The sequence below is a fragment of the Halopiger xanaduensis SH-6 genome, assembly GCF_000217715.1.
Taxonomy (GTDB): Archaea; Halobacteriota; Halobacteria; order Halobacteriales; family Natrialbaceae; genus Halopiger; species Halopiger xanaduensis.
Genome location: NC_015666.1, coordinates 222,145 through 248,075 on the forward strand (window position 1 = coordinate 222,145; position 25,931 = coordinate 248,075).

Annotated in this window: 19 protein-coding genes, 1 tRNA gene and 1 pseudogene; 10 read left to right on the forward strand and 11 right to left on the reverse strand. The window is 63.1% G+C overall.

Annotation, left to right across the window (positions count from 1 at the left end):
• Nucleotides 1-82: 82 nt before the first annotated feature.
• Nucleotides 83-1,321 (reverse strand): NRAMP family divalent metal transporter, encoded by a 1,239-nt coding sequence (locus tag HALXA_RS01130; protein WP_013878455.1) that lies wholly within the window; start codon nt 1,319-1,321, stop codon nt 83-85.
• Between the two features lie 633 nt (nt 1,322-1,954).
• Here HALXA_RS01130 and gyrB point away from each other — a divergent pair.
• Both gyrB and gyrA read left to right on the forward strand, forming a co-directional pair.
• Nucleotides 1,955-3,895 carry a DNA topoisomerase (ATP-hydrolyzing) subunit B gene (gene gyrB, locus HALXA_RS01135; RefSeq protein WP_013878456.1) on the forward strand — a complete coding sequence of 647 codons (1,941 nt, stop codon included), beginning with the start codon at nt 1,955-1,957 and terminating at the stop codon, nt 3,893-3,895.
• A 25-nt stretch (nt 3,896-3,920) separates the two neighbouring features.
• Nucleotides 3,921-6,404, forward strand: a complete 2,484-nt coding sequence (gene gyrA / locus HALXA_RS01140) for a DNA gyrase subunit A (protein ID WP_013878457.1) — start codon at nt 3,921-3,923, stop codon at nt 6,402-6,404.
• 292 nt (nt 6,405-6,696) lie between these two features.
• Here gyrA and HALXA_RS01145 read toward each other — a convergent pair whose 3' ends face one another.
• Both HALXA_RS01145 and HALXA_RS01150 read right to left on the reverse strand, forming a co-directional pair.
• Nucleotides 6,697-7,230: an Rrf2 family transcriptional regulator gene (locus HALXA_RS01145; RefSeq protein ID WP_013878458.1), complete on the reverse strand. Its 534-nt coding sequence runs from the start codon at nt 7,228-7,230 to the stop codon at nt 6,697-6,699.
• A 172-nt stretch (nt 7,231-7,402) separates the two neighbouring features.
• A complete protein-coding gene (locus tag HALXA_RS01150) occupies nt 7,403-8,083 on the reverse strand; it encodes a metal-dependent transcriptional regulator (RefSeq protein ID WP_013878459.1) in 681 nt (226 codons plus the stop codon).
• Between the two features lie 131 nt (nt 8,084-8,214).
• On the opposite strand from HALXA_RS01150, the gene rocF reads away from it, so the two are divergent.
• Both rocF and HALXA_RS01160 read left to right on the forward strand, forming a co-directional pair.
• Nucleotides 8,215-9,174: an arginase gene (rocF, locus tag HALXA_RS01155; RefSeq protein WP_013878460.1), complete on the forward strand. Its 960-nt coding sequence runs from the start codon at nt 8,215-8,217 to the stop codon at nt 9,172-9,174.
• Between the two features lie 108 nt (nt 9,175-9,282).
• Entirely contained in the window at nt 9,283-10,452 is a 1,170-nt protein-coding gene (locus HALXA_RS01160) for an NAD(P)/FAD-dependent oxidoreductase (protein WP_013878461.1), read from the forward strand.
• 47 nt (nt 10,453-10,499) lie between these two features.
• Here HALXA_RS01160 and HALXA_RS01165 read toward each other — a convergent pair whose 3' ends face one another.
• The 7 genes from HALXA_RS01165 to HALXA_RS01195 form a co-directional block, all read right to left on the reverse strand.
• Nucleotides 10,500-11,123 (reverse strand): acyltransferase, encoded by a 624-nt coding sequence (locus tag HALXA_RS01165; protein WP_013878462.1) that lies wholly within the window; start codon nt 11,121-11,123, stop codon nt 10,500-10,502.
• 69 nt (nt 11,124-11,192) lie between these two features.
• Nucleotides 11,193-12,029, reverse strand: a complete 837-nt coding sequence (locus HALXA_RS01170) for an Nmad3 family putative nucleotide modification protein (protein ID WP_013878463.1) — start codon at nt 12,027-12,029, stop codon at nt 11,193-11,195.
• A gap of 97 nt (nt 12,030-12,126) precedes the next feature.
• Nucleotides 12,127-12,387: a hypothetical protein gene (locus HALXA_RS01175; protein ID WP_013878464.1), complete on the reverse strand. Its 261-nt coding sequence runs from the start codon at nt 12,385-12,387 to the stop codon at nt 12,127-12,129.
• 839 nt (nt 12,388-13,226) lie between these two features.
• Nucleotides 13,227-13,297, reverse strand: a tRNA-Pro gene (locus tag HALXA_RS01180).
• Nucleotides 13,298-13,414: 117 nt separating this feature from the next.
• Nucleotides 13,415-14,326, reverse strand: a complete 912-nt coding sequence (locus HALXA_RS01185) for an RNA-guided pseudouridylation complex pseudouridine synthase subunit Cbf5 (RefSeq protein WP_013878466.1) — start codon at nt 14,324-14,326, stop codon at nt 13,415-13,417.
• Nucleotides 14,323-14,901, reverse strand: coding sequence for a (d)CMP kinase (gene cmk / locus HALXA_RS01190; RefSeq protein ID WP_013878467.1), 579 nt, complete (start codon nt 14,899-14,901; stop codon nt 14,323-14,325). Before cmk ends, HALXA_RS01185 begins: the two co-directional genes overlap by 4 nt.
• A 153-nt stretch (nt 14,902-15,054) precedes the next feature.
• A complete protein-coding gene (locus tag HALXA_RS01195; protein WP_013878468.1) occupies nt 15,055-16,002 on the reverse strand; it encodes a DUF106 domain-containing protein in 948 nt (315 codons plus the stop codon).
• A gap of 283 nt (nt 16,003-16,285) precedes the next feature.
• On the opposite strand from HALXA_RS01195, the pseudogene HALXA_RS22910 reads away from it, so the two are divergent.
• The 3 genes and pseudogenes from HALXA_RS22910 to HALXA_RS01205 form a co-directional block, all read left to right on the forward strand.
• Nucleotides 16,286-16,900 (forward strand): annotated as a pseudogene (locus HALXA_RS22910) (DUF7289 family protein); the annotation flags it as partial.
• Nucleotides 16,901-16,951: 51 nt separating this feature from the next.
• On the forward strand, nt 16,952-18,646 hold the full coding sequence (locus HALXA_RS01200; protein ID WP_171814654.1) for a vWA domain-containing protein: 1,695 nt from the start codon (nt 16,952-16,954) through the stop codon (nt 18,644-18,646).
• Between the two features lie 279 nt (nt 18,647-18,925).
• Nucleotides 18,926-20,446 (forward strand): DUF7289 family protein, encoded by a 1,521-nt coding sequence (locus tag HALXA_RS01205; RefSeq protein WP_013878470.1) that lies wholly within the window; start codon nt 18,926-18,928, stop codon nt 20,444-20,446.
• A gap of 10 nt (nt 20,447-20,456) precedes the next feature.
• On the opposite strand, the gene HALXA_RS01210 is transcribed toward HALXA_RS01205, so the two are convergent.
• Nucleotides 20,457-21,092, reverse strand: coding sequence for an adenylate kinase (locus tag HALXA_RS01210; protein WP_013878471.1), 636 nt, complete (start codon nt 21,090-21,092; stop codon nt 20,457-20,459).
• A gap of 59 nt (nt 21,093-21,151) precedes the next feature.
• On the opposite strand from HALXA_RS01210, the gene HALXA_RS01215 reads away from it, so the two are divergent.
• The 3 genes from HALXA_RS01215 (at nt 21,152) to HALXA_RS01225 (ending at nt 25,626) form a co-directional block, all read left to right on the forward strand.
• Nucleotides 21,152-21,643, forward strand: a complete 492-nt coding sequence (locus tag HALXA_RS01215; protein WP_013878472.1) for a hypothetical protein — start codon at nt 21,152-21,154, stop codon at nt 21,641-21,643.
• 411 nt (nt 21,644-22,054) lie between these two features.
• A complete protein-coding gene (gene coxB, locus HALXA_RS01220) occupies nt 22,055-23,146 on the forward strand; it encodes a cytochrome c oxidase subunit II (RefSeq protein WP_013878473.1) in 1,092 nt (363 codons plus the stop codon).
• Nucleotides 23,143-25,626: a cbb3-type cytochrome c oxidase subunit I gene (locus HALXA_RS01225; protein WP_013878474.1), complete on the forward strand. Its 2,484-nt coding sequence runs from the start codon at nt 23,143-23,145 to the stop codon at nt 25,624-25,626. The genes coxB and HALXA_RS01225 overlap by 4 nt, the downstream gene beginning before the upstream one ends.
• Nucleotides 25,627-25,931: the final 305 nt, after the last annotated feature.

Sequence of the window (25,931 nt, forward strand, 5' to 3'; positions counted from 1 at the left end):
TTCGTCCCGGCGACAGATTACCCCACTGATACGATCGGCACGGCAGAGCAACCGATCCGAAAACGGGCCGCCCGAACGGGCGTTAGACGAGTTGCACGATCGACCGGACGAGCGATTCCGCGGTGAAGATCGAAGTGAGGAACATCAGGACGACGGCCGTCAGGAAGACCGCCTGCGCGGCTCGAGACGGGTCGTAGTACCGGTGCACCGCGCCGTACAGCGCCAGCGCCGTGATCGGGAGGCCGACGACACCGTTGACCGCGGGCATCATGAGCGCGAGGCTGACCGGCGTGAACCCGGTGTACGCGAGGATCGGGATCGCGAGCGCCACCGAGAGCGCGATCAGGAAGTGGACGGTGCGGCGGAAGTGCATGTCGCCGAACCGGGTCGTGATGCCGTACGACTGGGGCACCATGAACCCGGCGGCGAACAGCGTCCCGGTCGCGCTGCTGAACGAGGCCGCGCCGACCGCGAGCATGAACACGCCGAGCACCCACGGGCCGATCATGTCGGTCAGCGGTTCGGCGGGCGCCGTCAGCGTTAGGTCGCCGTCGGGAACGGCGATTGCGGCCGCGACGATCACCGTCGCGCTCAGAAGGACGACCGCCGCCAGCCCGACGGTGTGATCCCGGCGGTAGCGGGAGACGACGTCCCAATCCTTCTCCTGATTCATGCTCGTCTGGATGAAGAAGTTCGGGTAGTAAACGGTCGTCCCCAGCAGGGCGATGATCATCGTGATGTACTCGAACTCGTTGACGATGCCGGGAACGAACCCGCTCGCGACGGCCCCCATCGGCGGCTCGAGGTTGGCGACGATGACCAGATACGAGCCGAAAATCGCCAGCACGAGCGCTGCGATGACGCCCTCGACGCGGCTGTAGACGCGCAGTTCGACGAGCGCGATTCCTAATCCCGCAGCGATGATGATCCCCACGTACAGGTTCGACAGCGGCGTGAGGTAGACGAGCGCGGCGCCGGCGAGCGCGTAGTTAGCGACGCTCCAGAACTGCATGATGAAGGAGATACCCATCGCGAACGGTCTGGCCGCACGGTCACCGATGACGTCCGCGATGTAATCCATCAACGGTTCGTTCTTCGCCGCCAGCCGCGCCGACATCTCGTGCATCGCGAGGCCGACGCCCAGGGCGAGGGGCAACACCCACAGGAGGCCGAACCCGAACACCATCCCGGCTTCAGTCAGGATGTAGACGGACCCGGCCCCGAAAATGTTCGCCGCGAAGAGGAGGCCGAGCCCGTATTGATGAATGGTTTCTTTCGCGATACTGATGGGAACGTCGACCGCCGTACTGGTTTCTGACATGCGTGGGGACTCACCCGAAAACCGTGTAACCCGTCCGACCGGACGCCATGCGAACTCGAGGCCGCCGCGCGGTCCGCGGCCCGATTCGTGGCCGCCCTCGAGCGCATCCGGCCGGAAGGTCTTAGCGTCCTGGTGGACTGTATTGTGCAATCGAGTACACGGGCTGAATCCGTTTGAGCAACGAGCTTGAAATGTCATATGTAGAAATAAATTTTCGAGTGCATCTGACAGTCGTACTATTACGACTGATTACCTGTTCCGGATCGCGACGTCGCTGTAAGCGGTTCGTTACGGGCTCGAGACCGGACGGTGCAGCGCGAGCGCGACGGTACACCGGCCGAGACAGGGATCGCGTATCACCCGATTACCGGGGACGGGTTGCGATCAGGTCCGCACGCGGAGTTGTTCTTTGACCCGTCACCGACCGCGAGCAGTTGGCCGTCGTAGTCGAGGGAAAGAGCGGAAGCGAAGTCGGCGCGTGACGGGCGGATCGGGATGGAACGGACGGTCGATGAAACGGATTCGAAGAGCCTGCAAAATCCGGGGCAGCCATTATGCCGCTCTCGCGTTTCGCGCGCGAGCGCGTACGTGAGCTTTATTAGTGGGTAGCCACTACCCGAAAGCAGGTTTCTCATGTCCCAGGAAAGCGAGTACGGCGCCGGACAAATCCAGGTCTTAGAGGGCCTGGAAGCCGTGCGGAAACGGCCGGCGATGTACATCGGTTCTACAGACTCTCGAGGACTCCACCACCTCGTCTACGAAGTGGTGGACAACTCGATCGACGAGGCGCTGGCCGGCTACTGCGACGACATCACCGTCTCCATCCACGAGGACGGCTCGGTGAGCGTCGCGGACGACGGCCGCGGCATCCCCGTCGACACGCACGACGAGTACGATCGCCCCGCCCTCGAGGTCATCCTGACTGTCCTCCACGCGGGCGGCAAGTTCGACAACAAGTCCTACCAGGTCTCCGGCGGCCTCCACGGCGTCGGCGTCTCCGTGGTCAACGCCCTCTCGGAGCGCCTCGAGGCCGAGGTCAAGCGCGACGGCGGCGTCTTCCGCCACGCCTTCGAGCAGGGCGAACCGGTCGGCGACATGGAGCGCGTCCGCGACATGGAGCCGGACGAGGAGACCGGCACCGAGGTCCGCTTCTGGCCCGACACCGGCATCTTCGAGGCCGGCGAGTTCTCGTTCTCGACGCTCGCGAACCGGCTTCGCGAACTGGCCTTCCTCAACTCCGGGGTCCGCATCACGCTGCGCGACGAGCGCGAGGACGCCGGCGACGCCGACGAGGAGGGTCCCGTCGAGGAAACGTACGAGTACGAGGGCGGCATCCGCGAATTCGTCGAGTATCTCAACGAGACGCGCTCGGCGATGCACGACGACGTCATCTACTTCGAGGACGAGGAGCAGAATATCCAGGTCGAGGTGGCGATGCAAGCCACCGAGGAGCTGCAGGGCTCGATCCACGCCTTCGCGAACAACATCAACACCCGCGAGGGCGGCACCCACCTCACCGGGTTCAAGACCGCTCTGACCCGGACGGTCAACGACTACGCCAACGAGAACAGCATGCTCTCGGACCTCGACAACAACCTCAAGGGCGAGGACATCCGCGAGGGGCTGACCGCGGTTATCTCGGTCAAACACCCCGACCCGCAGTTCGAGGGCCAGACGAAGACCAAGCTCGGCAACTCGGAAGTGCGGGGCATCGTCGAGAGCGCGATGCACGAGGGCCTCGGCACCTACTTCGAGGAGAACCCCGACACCGCCGAGGCAATCATCAACAAGGCGGTCGAGGCCGCGAAAGCACGGATGGCAGCCCAGAAGGCCGAGGAGCTCACGCGCCGGAAGTCGGCCCTCGAGTCGACGTCGCTGCCCGGCAAACTCGCGGACTGTCAGACCAAAGATCCCGACGAGGCCGAACTGTTCATCGCGGAGGGCGACTCCGCGGGCGGCAGCGCGAAGCAGGCCCGCAACCCCGAGTTCCAGGCCGTCCTCCCGATCCGCGGAAAGGTCCTGAACGTCGAGAAACACCGGCTCGACCGGGTGCTCGAGAACGACCAGATCCGCAACATCATCACGGCGATCGGCGCCGGCGTCGGCGACGAGTTCGACCTCGAGGACGTCCGCTACAAGAAGGTCATCATGGCGACCGACGCCGACGTCGACGGCGCTCACATCCGGACGCTCCTGCTCACGTTCTTCTACCGACACATGCGACCGCTGCTGGAGGGCGGCTACGTCTACGCGACCCAGCCGCCGCTGTACCGCATCCGCTATCGCGGCGAGACCTACGACGCGATGACGGACCAGGAGCGCGACGAGATCATCGAGGAGAAGTGCGACGGCTCGCCGTCGCAGGTTCAGCGGTTCAAGGGCCTGGGCGAGATGAACCCCCAGCAGCTCTGGGATACGACGATGGATCCCAGCAACCGCATCTTAAAGCAGATCACCGTCGAGGACGCGGCCGCGGCGGACAAGATGTTCTCGGTGCTGATGGGCGATGCCGTCGAACCGCGGAAACAGTTTATCAAGGAAAACGCACCGGAGGCAGAGTGGATCGACATATAGCCGCGGTAGCTGAGGTGATGTCCACATGAGTTCAGACGTACCCGATCCGACTGACGTAGAGGCACGGGCCGTAGAGAACGTCCGCATCGAGGACGAGATGGAGCAGAGCTACATCGACTACGCGATGTCCGTCATCGCGGGTCGTGCGCTCCCCCGGGTCGAGGACGGCCTCAAACCCGTCCACCGCCGCATCCTGTACGCGATGCACGAGATGGGCGTCTCGAGCGGCTCTTCCCACCGCAAGTCGTCCTCGATCGTCGGGGAGACGATGGGTGACTACCACCCCCACGGCGACAGCGCGATCTACGACACCCTGGTCCGGATGGCCCAGGACTTCTCGATGCGCTATCCGCTGGTGGACGGTCAGGGGAACTTCGGCTCGATGGACGGCGACCCGGCCGCCGCGCAGCGGTACACGGAGGCCCGGATGTCGCCCATCTCCGAGGAACTCCTCGAGGACATCGAGAAGGACACCGTCGACTTCTCGGCGAACTACGATGACCGCCTGCAGGAGCCCGACGTGCTCCCGGCGGCGTTCCCGAACCTCCTCGTGAACGGCTCCTCGGGGATCGCAGTCGGGATGTCGACGAACATCCCGCCGCACAACCTCGGGGAAGTGATCGACGCGACGATCGAACTGATCGACAACCCCGACGCGACCGTCGAGGACCTGATGGAGCACGTCAAGGGTCCTGACTTCCCGACGGGCGCGAACATCGTCGGCCGCGACGCCATCTATTCGGCCTACAAGACCGGCCGCGGGCGCCTCCGCGTGCGCGCCGAGTTCGAGGTCGAGGAGTGGAAGAACAACCGCGAGCGGATCGTCGTCACGGAACTGCCCTTCCAGTCCAACAAGGCCCGCCTCGTCGAGCGCATCGCCGAGGACGTCAACGAAGGCGAAATCGAGGGCATCTCCGACCTGCGCGACGAGTCCGACCGCGACGGCGTCCGCGTCGTCATCGAACTCAAGCGCGGCGCCAACAGCGAGGTCGTCAAGAACAAACTGCTCGAGAACCACTTAGAGAAGACCTTCGGCGTCATCAACCTCGCGCTGGTCGACGGTCAGCCCCAGGTCCTCTCGCTGAAGGAAACGCTCGAGGAGTACGTCGCCCACCGCCGCGAAGTGGTGCGCCGGCGCAGCGAGTACGACCTCGAGGAAGCCGAGGACCGCGCGCACATCCTCGAAGGCCGGCTGAAGGCCGTCGAGAACGCCGAGGACGTGGTCGAGCTGATCCGCGACAGCGAGACCCGCTCGGACGCGAAGGAGAACCTCCAGGACGCCTACGGCTTCTCGCAGGACCAAGCCGACCACATCGTCCGGATGCAACTCGGCAGCCTCACCTCCATGGAGGCCGCCGAGATCGAGGACGAGTACGAGGAGGTCCAAGCCGAAATCGAGCGCCTGACCGCCATCCTCGAGAGCGAACAAAAACTGCTCGAGGTCATCAAGGACGAACTCCGCGAAGTGAAGGAGGAGTACGGCGACGACCGCCGGACCTCGATCATCGAGGACCAAGGGACGGTCACCCACGAGGATCTCATCCCCGAGGAGGAGGTCTTCGTCGTCATGACCGAGGACGACTACGTCAAGCGGATGCCCATCGAGGACTTCGACCCCCAGGGTCGAGGCGGCAAAGGCATCATCGGCGCGGACGTCAAGGAGGGCGACCGCGTCGCCACCGTCTTCCGGGCGAACACCCACGACTACCTGCTCTGCTTCACGAATCAGGGCAAAGTCTACCAGCTCAAGACCTACGAGATCCCCGAGATGGGGCGGACGGCCCGCGGGAAATCGGCCGTCAACATCCTCGATCTCGACGACGGCGAGGACATCACCGCCATCGTCGACACCGACGCGCTGGCCGACGACGAGTGCGTGACGATGGTCACGCGCAACGGCTACGTCAAGCGGACCGACGGCGAGGAGTTCGACAACATCCGCTCGACCGGTATCATCGCCTCCGACCTAGAGGAGGGCGACGAACTCGTCGACGTCGAAGTGACGGACGGCACGAAGGACCTCGTGATCGCCACCGAGGGCGGCATGACGATCCGCTTCGACGAGGACGAGGTGCGCGCGATGGGCCGCAACGCCCGCGGCGTCAACGGCATCAAACTGCAGGACGACGACGCGGTCGCCGGGTTGGTCGCGACCGACGAGGCCGACGACAAGGCCCTGCTGACCGTCACCCGAAACGGGTACGGGAAGCGGACGCGTCTCTCCGAGTACAGCCGCCAGTCCCGGTACGGCAAGGGGCTGATCGACATCAAGACCGGCGACCGGAACGGTCCCGTGACGGCGGTCAAAGCCGTCGACGACGACGACCAGCTCGTGTTGATGAGCGAGGACGGCCAGATCGTCCGCACGCGCGTCGACGAAGTGTCGACCGTCGGCCGCAACACGATGGGCGTGATCGTGATGGAAGTCGAAGGCGACGACGCGGTCGCGAGCGTCGACGTTGTCCCCGTCGAGTCGATCGAATCCGACGTCGACGCGGCCGACGACTAATCGGCCGTCGAGAGCTCGCGACACTACCTCGAGAGGGGTCGGCTCTAACGGCGAGCCACGAACTGTTGTGAATTGGGTTCTATTTCACCGCTCAGAATCGAACGAGTTGCTCGAGCGGTTGCGTCCCGTCCTTTTCTGTGCGCGACGAAATCGGGATGAGCGCTCGTCTGATTGAACGGTAACGAGATTGCAGACGTGGAGACGAGAAAGCTGGAGAGACGGATCTAGAGTCCGGCTGACCGGTTGCGGTCGGCGCCGGTATCGGCTGTCGGAGACCGAGGGCGGACGGGGATCAGTGTGCCGGCTCCTCGCCCGGGGCGGTCATGTCCTCGATCCGGAGGATGAGGATGTTGTTCGTGTCGTCCTTGCCGTCGACGCGCCCGTCGATGACGAGCTTCGAGAGCGGCGTCGGGCCGACGGTGACGGCGTCGTCCTCCGAGATGCCGTCGATCGAGCCCTGCATGTGGATCTCCGCGCGGCAGAGTTCGGGGTGGTGGACGCTCGAGAGGTCGATCTCCTCGACGATGACGTCCTCGACCGGTTCGCCCTCGTGTTCGAGCGGGACGGAGGCCGGGTCGTCCATCTGCTGGATCTCGAGGGCCTCGTAGGCCGCGGCGGTCGGCTTGTAGCCACCTTTCGGACCAGGTACACCCTCGACCAGTTGAAGGGCCTTGAGGCTCTGCATCTGATTTCGGATGGTACCCGGGTTGCGGTCTACCTGCTCGGCGATGTCCTCCCCCTTGATCGCGTCCTCGGACTCCTTGTGGAGGTTCGTGAGCGCGCGGAGGATCTTCTTCTGACTCGGAGTTAGTTCAATTGATGACATGGTGAATTGTTCGTAGTTGATTTCCTTAAACCCGACGGGTGACGTCGGTTGTGCTTCGGGATTTCGGTATCGGCAGCGGGGACAGTAAGGCGTTTCTCTTCGGTTCCGGGTACGGGAGGACCCGCGCGATCCCGCGTTCCCGGTCGTGCGCGCCGAACGACCGTACTACTTACTACTGTTCGACTTTCGTCGGCGAGGAAACGCGGACGTGGCGTGCGACCGTCTCCGGCAGCGAGACCGGCTCGTCGTGGGCGCTCGAGCGGGCGGTCACCATCCCGAAGGGGGCGACTTCGACGATCTCGAGTTCGACGCCGGGTTCGACGCCGTGGTCGGCCAGATAGGAGAGCACTTCGGGATCGCGGTCGGCGACCTCCTCGACGACGACGGTTTCGCCCTCCGCAAACTCCGAGACGGTCTTCCCTTCGGGGCGTTCCGGCGGTTCGAGGTCGGCGCCGGGGATCGGCGAGCCGTGCGGGTCGACCTCCGGCTCGCCGAGCGCGTCGGCGACGCGGGCCTCGAAGTTCTCGCTGATGTGGTGTTCGAGCCGGTCGGCCTCGTCGTGGACCTCCGACCAGTCGTAGTCCAGATGTTCGGTGAGGTAGGCCTCGAGCAGCCGGTGGTGGCGGACGACCTCGAGGGCGACGGTCTCGCCCTCGTCTGTGAGCGTGACCCCGCGGTACTTCTCCCGGTCGACCAGCCCGCGGTCCTCGAGTTTGTCGAGCATGCTGGTGACCGTCGGCGACGTGACGTCCAGCTCCGCGGCGATCTCGGAGGTCTTGATGCGGTCGTCGGTCGACCGCTGGAGCTGGTAGATGACCTTGAGGTAGTCTTCCATCACGTCGCTCAGCATCATGCTCGAGATTTAGCCCCGTCTACCCCTAAATCTACCGCCAGCGAGATCGGTCGGGTGACGAGTCGACTGCTCGAAGGTCGGGAGCGCAGGGGATCGTCACGACCAAACCGATGCCCGGCGTACGCTCGCGCATGAACACGAACGCGACCGTTCGGATCATCGGCGCGCCGATGGACTACGGGGCCAACCGCCGCGGCGTCGACATGGGACCCTCGGCGATCCGGTACGCCGGCCTCGCCGACGAACTCGAGCGCGCGAGCGTCGCCCCGGTCGACGACGGGGACCTCTCGATGCCGCGAGCGGAGGAGATCGACCCCGATGCGGACGACGCAACCGGACTCGAATCGACCGGCGGGGAGAGCGCGGGCGTCGAGAACGCCAAGTTCCTCCCGGAGATCGAGAGCGTCAACGCCCGCCTCGCCGACCGCGTCGCGGAGACGCTGGCCGACGGCGAGTTCCCGCTCGTGCTCGGCGGCGACCACTCGGTCGCGATCGGGTCGCTCCACGGCTCCGCGCGCGACGCGGACGTCGGCGCGATCTGGTTCGACGCCCACGCCGACCTCAACACGCCCGAAACCTCGCCCAGCGGCAACGTCCACGGGATGCCGCTGGGCGCCGCGCTCGGTCGGGGCGTCTTCGGGGACATGGACTGGGCCCACAGCCCCCGCCTCCGGGAGGAGTCGGTCGCCTACGTCGGCCTCCGCAGCATCGACGAGCGCGAGCGGGAACTGGTCCGCGAGAGCGAGATGACCGCGTTCACGATGTCCGATATCGACCAGCGCGGCATGACGGCCGTCGTCGAGGACGCGCTCGCGGTCGCGACCGACGGGACCGACGGTATCCACGTCAGCCTCGACCTCGACATGATCGATCCCAAGGCCGCACCGGGCGTCGGGACGCCGGTCCGCGGCGGCGTCACCTACCGCGAGGCTCACGCCGCCCTCGAGGCAGTCTCGCGGCGCCACGATCGCGACGGAATCCTCCGCTCGATGGACGTCGTCGAAGTCAACCCGATCCTCGACGAGGCCAACGAAACGGCGGCGCTCGCGGCCGAGCTCACGGCGAGCGCGTTCGGCAAGCGGATTCTCTGATCGGCGTTCTCGATCGGCATAACCGAGGATCTGATCGTCTAATGGTAACGTGAACCACGGTATAACGGTTCCAATACCTTTGTATCGTAGGGTTTTAAACTAGTTAGTATGACTGAGAACGTCGTCGTACTCGGCGCCGGATACGCCGGTGCCGGTGCGGTCACCAAACTCCAGTCGGAGCTCGATGGCAACGCGCGATTAACGTGGATCGCCGACGTCGACTACCACCTCGTCCTGCACGAGGCCCACCGCGTGATCCGGGATCCGGACGTTCGCTCGGACATCACCTTCCCCGTGACCGAGATCGCGGACCCCTCGACACGGTTCATCCGGGACGAAGTCGTCGGCCTCGACGTCGACGAGCAGGTCGTCGAACTCGCCGACAGCGAGGCCGTCGAGTACGACTACGTCCTCGTCGCGCTGGGCAGCCAGACCGCCTACTACGGCATCCCCGGCCTCGAGGACAACTCTCTGACGCTCAAGAGCTTGGACGACGCCCTCGAGATTCACGAGACCGTCCAGGAGGCCAGCCAGGAAGCGACTCGCGGCGATCCCGCACAGATCGTCATCGGCGGCGCCGGCCTCTCGGGCATCCAGACCGCCGGCGAGATCGCCGAGTTCCGCGACGAACACCGCGCGCCGATCGACATTCACCTCGTCGAGGCCTTGGAGGAAATCTTCCCCGGTAACGATCCCGAGATCCAGCAGGCCCTGCGCGACCTGCTCGAGGACGCCGGCGTCCGCATCCACACGGACGATCCGATCACCGAGGCCACCGAGGAGCAGATCGAGTTCGACGAGGGCGACCCCCTCGAGTACGACGTGTTCGTCTGGACCGGCGGCATCACGGGCCGCGACGCCTTAGACGACGCCGAACTCGAGAAGGAGCACAACCGCGTCAACGCCGAGCCGAACTTCCAGACTTCCGACGAGCGCGTCTTCGCCATCGGCGACTCCGCGATCGTCGACCAGGGCGACCAGCCCGCGCCGCCGACGGCCCAGGCCGCCTGGCAGGCCGCGGAGGTCGCCGGCGAGAATATCGCCCGCGCGATCGAGAACCGGCCGCTCAAGACCTGGGAGCACGAGGACAAGGGGACCGTCGTCTCCGTCGGCGAGAAGGCCGTCGCCCACGAGGTCAAGCCGGGCTTCGGCATCTCCCTGCCCGTCGGCACTTTCGGCGGCGTCCCGGCACAGACCCTGAAGAAGCTGATCGCCGCGCGCTGGATCGCGAGCATCACGTCCTGGAACGAGGCGCGCAAGTCCTGGTCGTCGCTGTAATCCGATCGGCCCGGAATCGAACGCGAGACCGCTATCGAATCGACGCGTTACCGCGTATCGTCTTCGTTTTCGTCGTTGCCGGCGTCAGCCGTCCCTGCGTCGCCATCGTCCGTAGCCGTGTCGCGACCGTCCCCTCCCATCGGCCGGGCCGGTACGCCGGCGACCGTCGTCCCCGGTTCGACGTCCCGCGTTACGAGCGAGTTCGCCGCCACGCGCGCCTCGGCGCCGATTTCGACGCCCGGAAGGACGATCGCCCCCGCGCCGATCATCGCCCGTTCGCCGACGACGACCTCGCCGGTCCGGTACTCGTCCTGTAAGAACTCGTGACAGAGTAAGGTCGCGTCGTAGCCGACGATCGCGTGATCCTCGAGCGTGATCAACTCGGGCCAGAAGACGTCCGGCGTCGCCTCGAGGCCCCACGAGACGTCGTCGCCGACGGTGACGCCGATGCGTCGCATGAGCCAGCGCTTGAGCCGCAGGCTCGGCGAGATTCGGACGAGCCAGACGACGACGTAGTTGATCGCGATCCGGAGCGGGTGCTTCGCGTCGGTCCAGTAGGCGAGCGAGTTGCGCGGACCCGCCGTTCGGTGATGGGTGATGCGGTCGTGTCGGGAGCGGGATTCAGATTCGGATTCGGATCCGGAACCGGAACCGGAACTGTCGTCAGTCACTCGTCGGCGGTTCGACCCATCGATACAAGAAACCGACTGATGTCTCGAGCAACGGGACCCTGTTCGCCGTCAGGACTGTAGTGCGTCGATCGTCGCGTCCGCGGCCGACCGATCACCCGGCCGCCCGACCAGTTCGCGGAACCGCTCGCCCGACAGGCCGCAGCGGTACGCCGGCTTGAACATCATGTTCGCGCCGCCTTCGGCGACGTTCCAGGCGGACTCGACCGCTTCGCGGAGGTAGTACTGCGGCCGCTCGTTGCCCGGCTTCACGACGTACTCGCTCAACCGGATCGGATACCGATCGAAGAGACCGCCGGGTTCGCGGCCGTCGACGAGGACGATCGTCTTCTCGGCGAGGTACGGCCGCCCGTCTCGAGCGCGTTTCGTGTGGGCATTTTCCGGGTGGCCCTCAAAGATCGCTTCGCACTCCGGCGGCGGCGTCTCGGGCGTGATCACGTCGACGTGGTCGACGGTGAAGTAGCCGATCAGGTACCGGTGGGCGCGCTCGCCGCCCGGCCGCCGTAGGCCCGCGTAGAAGCCGACGACGTCACCCGGCTCGAGGGCTCGCAGTCGAGTGACGTAGCCGCTGGTGCGGTGTTCGCCGTAGGTGAGCGCCTCGAAGTTGGGATCGCGGTGGAACGGCCACGACTCGAGGGTCTCGCCGGTGACGGTCTCGACGCCGCCGCGGACGGGTTGGGGTTCGATACGGGTCGTGAGGTCCGCCGCGACGCGGTGCTCGGGATCGTCGCTCGCGCGGAGCGCCCACGAGCCCAGCGTCTCGGATTCGCTCGTCTCGCGAGTCTTCTCGGGGATCGGGATATACTCGAACCGGCCGTCGTCGTACAGCGGTCCGAGCGCGCCGAGGTTCGTGCTGTCGGCACCGATGCCTGCGAGGACGACCGTCATCGGCGGAGTATCGTGAGTCGAGGGCGATAAAGCGCTCGGTAGCACCGGGTCCGATAGTTGCAATCACGTCGCTTCCGAGCACTGGAATTGGACCCGATCACCGGTCACTCGACTGCGAGACGTAAAAGAGCGGAATCAGGAGGACCAGAAAGAGCGTTCCCATGACGGCGATGGCGATCCAGATCGTCGACACCAACCGCTCCGGAATGACGTCGGCGAACTCGGCGAGCCAGAGGAGACTGTAACCCCCCGCGACGAGTAACGAGACGATGTACATCCGCAATCCGAGCCGAACGACGTGATACAGCGTCGTCCTGGTGACGGCCGGCGACAGGTAGTCGTCGAGTCTGCCGATCATCCCCCGTGCCTCCGCGCACTGAGGGCTATCTCGAGTTGTCCGCCGGTGTCGATCGACTCTCGAGGGACAGGCGGCTGAACACGAGTCCGACGCCGCTCGCGCTCGTCCCGTCCACTCCGGCCGCGAGTATCCGTTCCAGGATCGAGCGCTCGGATGACCATCAGTTCTACCGACTTGTACGCGACACTATCGGCTTGAATCTTTATACCAGTCCGTCGGTTTAGGGCGGTAGATCGGACGTTCGCCGACTCGAGCGAGCGTAGTCACGAACTGCTCTACGCGTAGGCTCTGCTCGATTACTTGTTCGACCTGTCGCGTCGTCTCCGAACGGACGAACGCTCCCGAACAAACCGCCCGCAAGAAGTCGATTCCGATTACCCTAGACCTATATGATTTGGTTCTCGTATTAAGTACTACGTGACCACTCGATGACGGAGAGGGAGGACGATTTTCTCGCCGCCTGCGACGAGTGTGGGGCCGTGTACGCCGCGACCGAAACCGAGGCGGGACGAATCCTTCCACTCGGTTCTCGAGGCGGGTGCCAGTGCGGTAGTACGTCGTTTTCGCAAGTTGATAGTAGGGACCTCGACGAGTCGGATGACGACAGTTGAGTCTGTGGCTCGAGAGTCGGTCCTCAGGTACAACTCACGTTTGAAGCCACACGGTTGGTGAATACGCGATCAGATCAGTCTCTCGAGAGCAGTTTGAACTGTCTTCTTTTTCGATTAGATACGGCATCTGAAAATTAAATTTAGTGTTCTTGCATGAACACCATCCGGATATTACTCGGCGATTTCAAGTACAAACCGCTAAGAGTTGAACACTGAGGGAATAAGAAGTGGGACCGCCGAGAATTGAACTCGGGTCCTACGGACCCCATCCGCAGAGGATACCACTACCCCACGGTCCCGCATCTTATCCGAAGTGCGTCTGTCGTTTAAGCGTGTCGTTTCGCCGTCGCCTCGTGACCGCGTTTCACTCGCCGCCCTCGGGGAACATCGAGTCAGAAATCCCCCGAGGAACCGACTCACACGAGCACGCGCTCGAGATCAACCGCCACGTCCCGTCCCTCGTCGGCGACAAACTCGCCGAGACAGACTGCAGCCCCATTCGGCGTGTAGCAGGCGACGAGATCACCTTCACCGACATCACTGTCGACCTCGAGCACGCCCGGCTCGTAGACCGGTGCGCCGTTGGCTACCTCCCGAGCGGCGCTTTCGGGGATCACGACCCTCGGAATGTCTTCCAGAATGCGTTCGGCGGGATCGACGATTTCGGACAGCGGTTCGGGATCGTCGTCCTCGAGCCAGAACGCCAGCGCGTCCAAAAACTCGTAGGCCGAGTACAGATCCCGATCGTCGAACGGCGTCGTCGCCGTCCGTCGCAGGTGGCCCATGTGTCCGCCCGTGCCGAGCGCCAGCCCGAGGTCGTGGCAAAGCTTCCGCACGTAGGTGCCGCTCTCGCAGCGGATCCGGAGCAACAGCTGGCGATCGGCCTCGTTGCGCTCGAGCACCTCGAGGTCGTAAATCTCGCGCACGCGGAGGCGCCGCGCGACGGCGCTCTTGCGCGGCGGCTTCTGGTAGATCGGCCCCTCGAACTCCGCGACGACCGACTCGGCGTCGGCCGGGAGCGAACCGTGACACTCGAGGACGGCGACGTACTCCTTCGACCCCTCGAGGAAGACCTGCGCGAGGCGGGTCGCATCGCCGAGCATGATCGGCAGGCACCCGGTGACTTTCGGATCGAGCGTCCCTGCGTGGGCGGCTTGATCGATGGTCGCATCAATGCCCCGTTCGGCGAGGGTGTCGGCGACGGCGTCGCGGAGCCAGCCGCTCACCTGGTGGGAGGACGGCCCCGGCGGCTTGTCGAGGTTGACGACGCCGAACGTAAGCAGTTCGGCGGGCGAGCGTTCCTCGGGCGGGCCACGTAGCGCGGTCATTCGAACTCGTACTCGAGATCGATGTGGGCCTTCCCTTCGTCGCCCGCGGGATCGTACTCCCCGACGGCGGTCACGAGCATGTCGAGCACCGCGTCGGGCTCCCAGCGGGCCGTGTTCACCGAGAGGTCGTAGATCGTCAGATCCCGGATGTCGATGCCGTAGTACTCCTCGTAGCGCTGGGCCTCGCTTGCCTCGCGGGCCTTCGTCTCCTCGGCCGCACGCTCGGGATCCTTGCCCTCTCGCTCGGCGATTCGCTCGCCGCGAACGTGAACCGGCGCGTCCAGCCAGAATCGGAAGTCGGCCTGCTCGGCCGCCAGCCAGCCGGCGAGTCGGGACTCGAGCACGAGATCATCCTCTTCGCGTGCGATCTCCCGTAGTCGACGATCGAGGTCGCGGTCGATCTGGTCGTTCTCCTCGGCGAGTTTGTTGAACTCCAGCGGCGTGTAGCCGCGTTCGTCGGCCAGTTCGCGGAAGATGTCGCCGCCGCTGACGTGGTCGAGATCGAAGGCGTCGGCGAGCAACTCCGCGGTCGTGCTCTTCCCGCTTCCCGGCGGGCCAGAGACGGTGAGCAACATATTCGACCTCCGAGGTGCCGGGTAAAATGGGTTTTGAATCCCTCGAGCGGTGGACTGACGCGGCGGGGATCAAATGCGACCCACGCTCTCGAGCGACCGGAGCCGGACGAGTTTGAATGAGGCCGAAGCAGTATTTCGACCGAGAGCGGCCGATCAGGCCGTCGACGGCGTCATGTCGATGTTCAACGACTTGCGAAGCAGCTGGGTAAAGCCCATCGAGCAGAGGAAGTACCAGACGATCCACGACCACATCGGACCGAGCAGCGACTCGTTGAACGACACCTCGCCGGCGATCGGCATGATCATCGTCATCTCGGCTTCGCTAACGTGGCCGTCGAGAATCTTCCAGTACATCCAGAGGAACAGCGGGATCGTCAGCAGCATGATCCAGACCATCGGCCGGAACTGCTCTTTGAACATCCCGAGGTTGTCCGACATCGCCTCCATCTGCTCCTCGCGGACCGACTCGAGTTCGTTCTCGAGGCGTTCGATCTCGGCGTCGCTGGCCCCGCGCTCTTCGGCCTCCTGCTTGCGGTCCTGAACGTCCTGCATCTTCTCCTGCATGGCCTTCATCCGCTTTTGGTACTTGGCCATCACTTCGGGGTTCATCAGGTTGGCCTGCAGCAGCGTGGAGTAAAGGCCGGTCAGCAGCGCGACGGACATGATCACGGCGTAGAACGGCAACGCGGCGTCCAGCGGCGCGAGGACGAGGTCGATCGTACTGCCGACCGTGTTCCGAACGGGGTTGAACCAGTACCCGAACATCAACAGCAGCGACGCGACGCCGGCCATTTTGTCCCACTGTGACCACTTGGACTGTTCGGCGTCGACATCGACGTCGGCGCCCGGCTCGGTTCCGTCACCGTCGAGGGCCTCGTCGTAGGCGTCTCGGTCGGCGATCTCGAATCCCTCGTCGCCGTCGACTAACACTCCTTTCTCGATCAGTCGGCCCCACTGTCCGCTCGTCAACTCGTCGCTGACGTCGGCCCAGTGGACCTCGCCCCCGTTCTCGTCGGCCCGCTCGCGGATCGCCTCGAGGGCGTCCTCCATCGAGGCGTCCTCGCGGACGAGGTCGTTGATTTTTTCGGCGGTGCGCGTCATCTGGGTGTGCTAGGGTTCGTCCGGTATACAAGTGTTTTTCTTCGGTCTCCGAACAACCCGTTTCAAATGGCACGATCTATCGCTTAGGCGGTACGCTCGACGAGTATACAGGTCTGGTATACGGTATATTGTGGAGCTATGACATGACACTGCATCCAAATTTTTATAAGATGAATACGAAGCGTGCAGGCAGCGAATGAATAATTTCGGGAAGGGGCTATCGGACGACGAGCGAACGGATCGAGGGGTAAGTCCGCAAGTGGGAATCGTACTCCTATTCGGAATGGTCATCATCGGTGCGAGCCTCATCTTCGCCGTCGGATCGATTGCGCTGGGATCGGTTGAAACGCAGGCGATGGCGGAGCAGGGCGAACAAATGATGCTGCAGGTCGACAACGGCATCGAAACGGCGACCGGAGATAACGTCAGTAGTGGATCGGTCTATCTGGAAGACGACGGCGAATACGAACTTACGAACGACAGTCAGATAACGATCACCGCCGTGAACAATTACGCGAGCGACCGCACGACAATACCGCTGGGATCGCTCCAATACGAGGACGAAAGCGGCAACACGTTCGCTCATCAAGCGGGCGGCGTCTGGCGAGGGGAGGGATCGGAGGCACGTCTCGTTTCGAGACCGAATTTGCGATACTACGAAGCGGCGAATGGAACCGAAGGTCGAGTCGAACTCGATATCACGAATCTCGGCGGCGAGTTAGACGACGGTGAAAACCGCGTCACCAGTCGACCGGTCTCAGGAGAGGGAGATCTAAGTCGCGATATCGGCTTTGTGAACTACATAAACGTAACCGTCTCCGGATCCGCGTACCACCACGGATGGGCGACGTTCCTCGAGGACGAATTCGACGCTGCGAGCCGGAGCGATTGCGATGTCGCTGGTAGTCCCAGTGAGACGATTATCTGTCACGATGAAAGTACTGAAACCGTGACGGTTATCGCTCCGATCGAGGGGGAGAACCCGTTTGCGAGTCACGTCGGTATTGATCCAACGATATACGGCGGCCTCTACGCGGACGATGATCTGACGATCGATGAATCGGTAACGGTCGACAGATACAACGGGACCGTCGGCTGGGTTAGCGGGAACGTCACGGAGGATCTCCTCGTCGCCAATGGCGAGCTCGAACTGGCATCAGACGCGAACATCACCGGGGTACCTGTGGTAGACGGTCACTTTAGCGGCAAAGATGGTGCTGAAACGTCTAACATTGCGTTCGCAACTGATCCTGCCGGAACGAGGATCGACGAGATAAACGGCACTGAAGTATACAACGTGACCGATTCGACGCCTCCGGAACTCTTCGGCGCGAAACTGTCGGAGTCGTTCGACGGGATCGATGACATTGATCAACAAACGGAGCGGGCGATCAGGTTGATCGACGAGTACGAAGATTCGAATCCGATTGCTTCGGAAAAGCTCGAGAGCGAGTCGGACAAGAACGTGGACGGATTCTATTACGAAGATAGCGACATCGACGGTGACGACATCGACGAGTTCGATACGAGTAACGGAGATATCCACGTTGCCGTCGATGGTAATGTCGAACTCGACGGTGTCGATGTGACGGGCGACGGTCGCGCGTACCTCTACGTTTCCGGTGATATCGATACGGACGGTGTTACGGTCGACGGCGACCAGGCGCAGAACTTCTGGATCTACGGATCGAGCGACGCCGATGTCACCGTTCGAAACGTGTTCCAGGGCGTGATGTACACGCCGGAGAGCAACTCGCTCACGGTCGCGAAAGACACGGCGGTCTACGGTTCGATTGTTGCCGGTGAAGGGATCGACATCGGCGAGAACGTGAGTATCCACTTCGACGAGACGCTCCGGACGGACGTACCGATTCCCGAAGAAAACAGGGACGTTACGATCGAAATCGGCGAACGGCGCTCGCCCCTGGACGTGACCTTTGTTCTCGACCGATCCGGCTCGATGAGGGATAACGATCCGAGCGAACAGCGCGTCGACGCGACGAAGAACTTCATCGGCCTCATGCAGGGCGAAGATAGCAGCGTACTGGAAGGCGATCAGAGCGATCAAGCCGGCGTGTACGAATTCAACCAGAACGGGTACGAGAGACACCACCTCAGTAGCGACCTGTCGTCGGTCAACAGTAGCGTTGAGACGAGCGCGAGTGGCGGTACGGGGATCTACTCGGGGATTGAAATCGCGCTCGACGAATACGAGCGAAACCGCAGCTCGAGCGCCGAACAGCACATGATATTATTAAGCGACGGACAAAACGATCCCGCGACCGAATGGGTCTGTACGGACGGAGGATGGCTTGGATGTGACAACTGGGAATTCTACGACTACAATCAACAGACGTTAGATCAGGCCGAACGCGCCGCGGACATGAACGTCACGATTCACACGATAGGGCTCAGTGACGACGCGGACAGCGACATGTTGGGAGACATCGCAAACGAAACTGACGGGGACTACTACCCGGCCGAGGACGACGACGAACTTGAGGAGATCTTCGAGGGAATCGCGGACAAAGTGACGGCATCGTCCCCGACGACGTTCGAAGTTGCGTCCGTCGACGAGCCGACAGCTTCTCCGCACGATTACGCCGTCAACGTCAGGGAACACCCGGTGAATATTGGCGGGTAATGCGGGCGATAGGTTAGTTACTCAACGCGACGATTCATCCTAGCGCTCGGCGATCGCCAGTTCGGACAGACCCGTTCGTCGACCACTCTTTCATCTCTTCTAACGATCGTCGAGAGACCGTTCAAACAGTTCACGCAGGAGATAGTACGATTCGGATCCCATATCGGATTGTTTCTCCCGTTCATCCGTGAATGCAGAGCCGTCGTGAACGGTGGTAAACGATTCCGAAGCGTTTGATCGGACGAGGACATTATCCCACTCGTTTGCCTCGAGACGGCCATGAGTTGGCGTCGCGAGGAGAAATCCGATGCACCAGGTCGCGCCGAATCCACGCTACTTGGACTGATATTACTGATCGGAATGGTCGCGGTCGTCGGCAGCAGTATGGTTCTCGTCGCCGACGACAGTCTCACGAGCGTGCAACGACAAGCCGAACACGAGCGGATCGAAAGCGGATTCGTCGAACTGAGCCAACAGATGGCGACCGCGTCGTCTGCCGGCGACAACTCGAGAGCGCTAAATCTCGAGACGGATCAGGACGGGGCGGTCGTGATGACCGATACTGGCCACATCAACATTACGGGCGGTGACGTCAATAAGAGCGTCCCGATCGGGGCGATCGAGTACCAAGACGATGACGGGACGACGATCGCCTACCAGGCGGGTAGCGTCTTCAGAGAAACCGGAAACCAGACGCGCATCGTCTCCGCGCCACCGATCGAGTACGACGTCGAATCCGAGACCTTGTCGTTCCCGATTACGGAGGTCCGCGACGAAACGCGGCTCGGGTCCGGGGACGTCGTCGTGGATCACTACGAAACCGATCCGCTCGGCGGCAGCAGCCTCGTCGAAAACGATACGGTGACGATCGAAGTGACGAGTAAGTACTACCGCGGCTGGGAGCGCTTCTTCGAAGAGCAGGGCGGTGCGACGACCGTCAGAGACGTCGAAGTGCACGACGACCGGACGGGGACGGTGACCGCGGAGTTCGGCTATCAAGAGGTCTCGGACGCGTTCAAAACCGGTGCGATCTACGCGACGGACCTCGAGGTGCAGGGCGGGGCGGAAATCGACGACAGCCTCACACAGAAGGTCGCGTATCCGCCGCTCACCGACGAAGTAAATCGGCTGGTCAACGCGACGCGCGCACCGAAGGACACCTTCGAAGGAACCGATATTACGCGCCTCGACACGGTCGACGAACATAACGATAGCCTCGAGGACGGTATCTACGTCACAGACGGGATCGAAGAGAGTGGCCACCTCGAGTTCGATCTCTCCGATGGCAACGCGACGCTCGTCGTCGACGGCGACATTAACGCGAACGACGAAACGATCACGGTCAGCGACCACGAGAACGACCACGAACTGAGCGTGTACCTTACCGGCGACTACGACGCTAAAAACGGCGGCAACACCTGCGTTACGGAGGCGGGCTGTTACACGAACGAAGACGCGACGGTGATCCAGTTGGTCGCGTCCGACGAGTCCGAGATCGACTTCGGTCCCGGCGGGAAGTCTCGCTTCGAAGGCGTCATCTACGCCGGCGGGACGAACGAGGACTGGACGGAACGAAACGGGTGTGATAAGCAGGTGTGCATCCACTCGAATCCCAACTTCTTCGGCTCGATAATCGCCTCGTCGGTCGAAATACAGGGTGGAAAGGGGAGTATCGACTTCGAGTACGATACCCAACTCCAGGACGAGGGCGTCGGAATCTATCCGGATCCGAGCCTGCTGCCGCCTCAGCTGACGTATCTCAACATCGCCGAACACACGGTCGACGTCCGCGAGAAGTAGAGTAACGGTTCTACGCTGCGTCTTCGATCGTCGCCTTCACGTCCTCCCAGACTTCGTCGGGGCTCTGCTCGCCGTCGACGCGCTCGAGCACCCCTTCCTCCTCGTAGTGCTCGATGACGGGTTCGGTGTTCTCCTGATAGACGCGCAGTCGTTCCTTGACCGTCTCCTCGGTGTCGTCCTCGCGCTGGACGAGTCGGTCTTCGACCTCGGGATCCTCCGGCGGGTTGTACTCAACGTGGTAGATCTCGTCCGTCTCGGGGTCGAGTCGGCGGCCGGTCAGTCGGTGGACGAGTTCCTCCTCGCCGACGTCGAGGTAAAGGACGAGGTCGAGATCGGTCATGCCCTCGAGTTCCTCGGCTTGCTCCATGTTTCGCGGGTAGCCGTCCAGCACGAAACCGTCGGCCTGCGAGAGCGCCTCGTCGACGATGGCGTTGACGACCTCGTCGGGGACGAGTTCGCCCTGGTCCATGTACTCGCCGGGCGTGTCGTACTCCGTGTCCATGTCGGAGATGTCCATCTCCTTGTTCGACCGGAGCGCGTCGCCGGTGGTGATGTGATCGATGCCGAACTCCTCGGTGATCTTCGCACACTGGGTCCCCTTTCCTGCCCCGGGGGCACCCATAATCACGAGTTGTGGCTGTGCCATACGCCACCGTTCACGACCGCCACATAAAGGCTTAAAGAAACGGGCACATCCGTACTGGTATGACCCGATTCGACGCGGCCGATCCGGCCGAGCGCCGAAAGCTGTACGTCGACGCCATCACTGCCCACCGCGAGCGCGCCAGCGGCTTTCTCACGCTCGAGGTCGATCCGAGCGCCCTCGAGTCGACCGACGAGTCTGAGACTACCGACGGAAACGGAGACGGCGACGAACTCGGTACTGGCGCAGGGGTCACCCCCGACGACCGCGGGTCCGGTCTCGACCCGGAACTCGGCGTCCCCTGGCTTCAATTCGGCGACGGAACGATCAACCTCGATTGCACGGACGAGGAACTGGACGCCCTCAAGGACCTGCTGAGCGAGTTTCCGGCCTTCAAGGTCGACGAGCTAACGCGTCCGGAGAACGCCGAAGGGGTCAACGCTCGCGTGAGCGCGAAGGCGGACCAGAACCGGATCGCCCAGTTCATCGATGCAACGTTCCAGCGCGTCTACGGCCTGCCCGAGGGGTTCCGGGTGTGGGTCGTCGAAGTGTAACGGACCGCTGTGTATCCCTGAGGTAGGGAATGAGTAAGGCGCGTGTTGGCGTGTGACGCGCGCGAGATCAAACGACCGGTCTGGACCGGCAGAACGTGTGAGAATAGGTATATTTCCTCCGAATCGAACCGAACCTGTTCGATTGCGCGTGTAACCGGGCCACGAACGTATTTCTATTCCGATATCTAATCGGCGAATAAGCGACAGAAAGAAGAGGACACACTCCAACGAATGGGAGAGGAGTGAACGACGGGGCACGGAAATCGTCGGTCAGATTCGCCGATAACGTACCGGTGAACCGCCGCGAGTCGGGCAGTTTCCAAATAGATAAGTGCCCCCAGCAACCATCGTCCGACATATAACCGGTCTTCAATAGAGGTGAACACAATCTTCAGCGCAATACTCCCCCCGATGCAGCTCATTCCGGAGCAGGGAACGCGCGTCGACGTGTTCGAGGGGATCTTTCTGGTCTTCCTCGGACTCGGGACGCTCGTCGGCATCGTCGTGGTCTCGTACATCTTGTACAACGCGTACAAGTACCGCGACACCGGCGAGGTCGGCGACGACGAGGACCTGCCGAGCGTCGGGGAACTACCGACAGGTGGAAAGGGCGGCAAGAAACTATTCCTCTCGTTCGGCCTGAGTGCCATCATCGTCATCTCGCTGGTCGTCTGGACCTACGGGATGTTGCTGTACGTCGAGGACGGGCCGGAACAACCGGAGGACGCGATCGAGATCGAAGTCGAAGGCTACGCGTTCGGCTGGGACTTCTACTACGATAACGGCGTCGAGACGAGCGGCTACGGTGAAGGACTCGTCGTCCCGGCCGATCAGGCGGTCTGGATCGAAACGACGTCACGCGACGTCTGGCACACGTTCGGCATCCCCGACTTACGGGTGAAGGCCGACGCCATCCCCGGCGAGTACGACCAGACGTGGTTCAAGGCTGACGAGCCCGGCAACCACACTGCCAAGTGTTTCGAACTGTGTGGGCCACAGCACTCCGATATGCTCTCCGACGTGACCGTCCTCGAGCAATCGGCCTACGAGGAGTGGATGAACGAGCAGTTGACGGCGACCATCACGCTCGAGGACGGCAACGAGTCGCCGGTCACCGAGGGCTTCGAGGTCACGCTCGAGCACCAGAACAACAGCGACTACGATCAGGACCTCAGCCACACGTTTACCCCCGACTCCGAGGAGTTCGATAACGGCACGATCACCGTTACCCTCGAACGGGGCGGTCCGTACGATCTGACGATCTCGCCGACCGATGGCCAGTTCGAGGAAGTCGAGGAGACCCTCGAGGTCACCGGCCCGACCGACGAGACGTACACGCTCGAGGACCCGAACGCGAGCGAGGACGACGGTAGCGACGGTGGCGACGACGGCGGCAACGGGTCGGCCGACGACGGTGACGGCGGATCGGGTAGCGACACCGACAACGCAACCGATGACGAGACAGGCAACAACGAAACGAGCGACGGAGGTGACGGCGAATGAGTGAGCTCCCACCGAAAACCACGATCAAACGGTGGCTGGTCACGACGAACCACAAGGACGTCGGGATGATGTACATCGCGACGTCCCTGTTCTTCCTGCTGTTCGGCGGAGTCATGGCGCTGCTGTTCCGCACCCATCTCTGGGCGCCCGGCGGAATCGGGCTGCTCGACGGGATGCAGTTCAACCAGGCCGTGACGACCCACGGCTTCCTGATGGTGTTCTGGTTCCTCTCGCCGTTCGCGACCGGGTTCGCGAACTACTTCGTCCCGCTGCAGATCGGGGCGAAGGATCTGGCGTTCCCGCGGCTGAACGCGATGAGTTACTGGTTCTACCTGTTCTCGGGGGTGCTCCTGAGCATGTCGTACTTCCTGGGCCAGGCGTTCGCCGGCGGGTGGACCCTGTACGCGCCGCTGAACGTGCCGACGTACACGACGGCGATGGAGGCTGCAACCGGCGGTAACGCGACCATCCTCGCGCTGGTGCTGTTCACGATTTCGATCACGATGGGTACCGTCAACTTCCTCGTGACGATCCACCGTTCGCGCGCGGAGGGACTCGGCCTCTGGAACATGCCGATGTTCACCTGGTCGTGGCTGCTGACCGTCTGGATGATGCTGTTCGCCTTCGCGGCGCTGCTGGCCGCACTCCTGCTGCTGGCCGTCGACCGAACCTTCCTGACGCAGTACTTTGCGACCAACGAGGGCTCGAGCCTGCTGTGGGCGCACCTGTTCTGGTTCTTCGGCCATCCGGAGGTGTACATCGTCTTCTTCCCCGCGCTGGGGATCATGTTCGAGGTCTTCCAGACGTTCACGGGTCGGCGACTCGTCGGTCGTAAGTGGGTCATCATCGCGATGGTTCTGGTGGCGGTCCAGTCGTTCCTCGTCTGGATGCACCACATGTTCCTGTCGACCATCAACCTCGAGATCAAGACCCTGATGATGGCGACGACCATCGGGATCTCGCTGCCGTTCGACCTGATGGTCTTCTCGCTGATCTACACGATGGTCAAGGGACGGGTCCGGTTCACGACCCCGTTCCTGTTTGCAATGGGCGCGCTCGTCCTGTTCATCCTCGGCGGGATCACCGGGGTCTTCCTCGGGGCGGTCGTGCTCGACTACGAGTTCCGCGGCACCTACTGGGTCGTCGCGCACTTCCACTACGTGATGGTCTCGGGCGTCACGGCGCTGGTCGGCGGGCTCTACTATTGGTGGCCCAAGATCACCGGGAAGATGTACTCCGAGGCGCTCGGGAAGCTCAACTTCGCGGTGTACTTCATCGGCTTCAACCTGCTGTACTTCCCGCTGTTCCTCGCCTGGGAGACGCCCCGCCGCGTCTTCGAGTATCCCGAAGGGTACCAGCTCTACCACCAGGTCGCGACGGTCGGCGCGTTCATCCTCGGCGCCTCCTTCCTGATCATGTTCTACACGCTCGGGAAGAGTTGGCTTTCGGGGCCGGACGCACCCGACAACCCCTGGAAGTACTCCCGCACGGCCGAGTGGGCGATTCCCTCCCCCCCGCCGGCGGAGAACTGGCCCGGCCGTCCGAGCTACGCCAGCGGGAGCCTCGAGTTCCTCGAGGATTCGGCCGCGGCGACCGACGGCGGCGTCGCTCACGAACAGAGCGCTGCCGGCCATGCGGCGGCCGGCCACGAAGAAGAGCACGTCGACCACGCCAGCATCTGGCCGTTCGGCATCGGGCTGGGGACGTTCACGTTCTTCCTCGGCCTCTCCGGTCTCACGCCGTACGTCGTCCAGTTCGCGGAAGGGGTCGGCGAACACGCACCCGAGGGTCTTGCCGGAACGAGCGCCGAGCCGAACATCGTCTACCCAGCGGTGATGCTGCTGGGCGTGGCGATCATGGGCTACTCGCTGTTCAAGCTCGGCGTCGAGGACTTCAACCCGCCCACGATGGCCATCGCCGAACGCTGGCCGTTCGGCGGGGTCGACAACATGAAGATGGGGGTCTGGGTGTTCCTCGCGTCCGACGTCGTCGTCTTCGGCGGCGCGATCGGCGCGTTCATCTTCATGCGCCTGCACATGGGCTGGGGCAACTGGCACCTCGACTCGATCACCACGGCTGGGCTGGTCAACACCTACGTGCTGTTGACCTCGAGTTTCACCGTCATCCTGGCGCTGGCGTACGCCGAGCGCCGCGACAAGACGAAGATGCTCGGCTCGATGGTCGCAACGGTGCTGCTGGCGCTGGTGTTCATGGGCGTCAAGGCCTACGAGTACGGCGCGAAGTTCGCTGACGGCCACTACTGGTGGTACAGCATCGAGTATTCGATCTACTTCGTGACCACCGGGCTGCACGCACTCCACGTGATCCTCGGCGTCATCATCGCGCTGTTCATGATCTACCGGATCCTCAGCGTCGACGCCTACCTCGAGGATCACCGGCCGGTCGAGCACTTCGGGCTCTACTGGCACTTCGTGGACATCGTGTGGGTGTTCCTGTTCCCGCTGTTCTACCTCTTCTAAGCGCGACCGCGCCTCGAGCGCGGTCGATTCGGGTTTCGGTTCGCGGCCTCGGTTTTTGCTGCGGCGACTGTTCAAGGGACGACTGCATCGGAGCCGTCGCTGTTCTATCGAGCACGCCGGAGACACAGTTCCTGTATTGTGCCGTCGACTCTGGTGGGCTAGCGGGCAACGCTCGAGACGAGCGGCGGTTGCCGTTCCAGTGATACTCTCTCACCCGGAACAGCAACCGCCCGCACTCGTCGGAAGATGCTGTCCACAGCGGCGAGGTGCCTGCAAACCAAACGAGTCAGAGACAGTGGGTCACC

What these genes read in the sequence shown, in the direction of transcription:
- HALXA_RS01130 (WP_013878455.1), bottom strand. Translation starts at nt 1,321, where the DNA reads ATGTCAGAAACCAGTACGGCGGTCGACGTTCCCATCAGTATCGCGAAA.
- gyrB (WP_013878456.1), top strand. Translation starts at nt 1,955, where the DNA reads ATGTCCCAGGAAAGCGAGTACGGCGCCGGACAAATCCAGGTCTTAGAG.
- gyrA (WP_013878457.1), top strand. Translation starts at nt 3,921, where the DNA reads ATGAGTTCAGACGTACCCGATCCGACTGACGTAGAGGCACGGGCCGTA.
- HALXA_RS01145 (WP_013878458.1), bottom strand. Translation starts at nt 7,230, where the DNA reads ATGTCATCAATTGAACTAACTCCGAGTCAGAAGAAGATCCTCCGCGCG.
- HALXA_RS01150 (WP_013878459.1), bottom strand. Translation starts at nt 8,083, where the DNA reads ATGATGCTGAGCGACGTGATGGAAGACTACCTCAAGGTCATCTACCAG.
- rocF (WP_013878460.1), top strand. Translation starts at nt 8,215, where the DNA reads ATGAACACGAACGCGACCGTTCGGATCATCGGCGCGCCGATGGACTAC.
- HALXA_RS01160 (WP_013878461.1), top strand. Translation starts at nt 9,283, where the DNA reads ATGACTGAGAACGTCGTCGTACTCGGCGCCGGATACGCCGGTGCCGGT.
- HALXA_RS01170 (WP_013878463.1), bottom strand. Translation starts at nt 12,029, where the DNA reads ATGACGGTCGTCCTCGCAGGCATCGGTGCCGACAGCACGAACCTCGGC.
- HALXA_RS01175 (WP_013878464.1), bottom strand. Translation starts at nt 12,387, where the DNA reads ATGATCGGCAGACTCGACGACTACCTGTCGCCGGCCGTCACCAGGACG.
- HALXA_RS01185 (WP_013878466.1), bottom strand. Translation starts at nt 14,326, where the DNA reads ATGACCGCGCTACGTGGCCCGCCCGAGGAACGCTCGCCCGCCGAACTG.
- cmk (WP_013878467.1), bottom strand. Translation starts at nt 14,901, where the DNA reads ATGTTGCTCACCGTCTCTGGCCCGCCGGGAAGCGGGAAGAGCACGACC.
- HALXA_RS01195 (WP_013878468.1), bottom strand. Translation starts at nt 16,002, where the DNA reads ATGACGCGCACCGCCGAAAAAATCAACGACCTCGTCCGCGAGGACGCC.
- HALXA_RS01205 (WP_013878470.1), top strand. Translation starts at nt 18,926, where the DNA reads ATGAGTTGGCGTCGCGAGGAGAAATCCGATGCACCAGGTCGCGCCGAA.
- HALXA_RS01210 (WP_013878471.1), bottom strand. Translation starts at nt 21,092, where the DNA reads ATGGCACAGCCACAACTCGTGATTATGGGTGCCCCCGGGGCAGGAAAG.
- HALXA_RS01215 (WP_013878472.1), top strand. Translation starts at nt 21,152, where the DNA reads ATGACCCGATTCGACGCGGCCGATCCGGCCGAGCGCCGAAAGCTGTAC.
- coxB (WP_013878473.1), top strand. Translation starts at nt 22,055, where the DNA reads ATGCAGCTCATTCCGGAGCAGGGAACGCGCGTCGACGTGTTCGAGGGG.
- HALXA_RS01225 (WP_013878474.1), top strand. Translation starts at nt 23,143, where the DNA reads ATGAGTGAGCTCCCACCGAAAACCACGATCAAACGGTGGCTGGTCACG.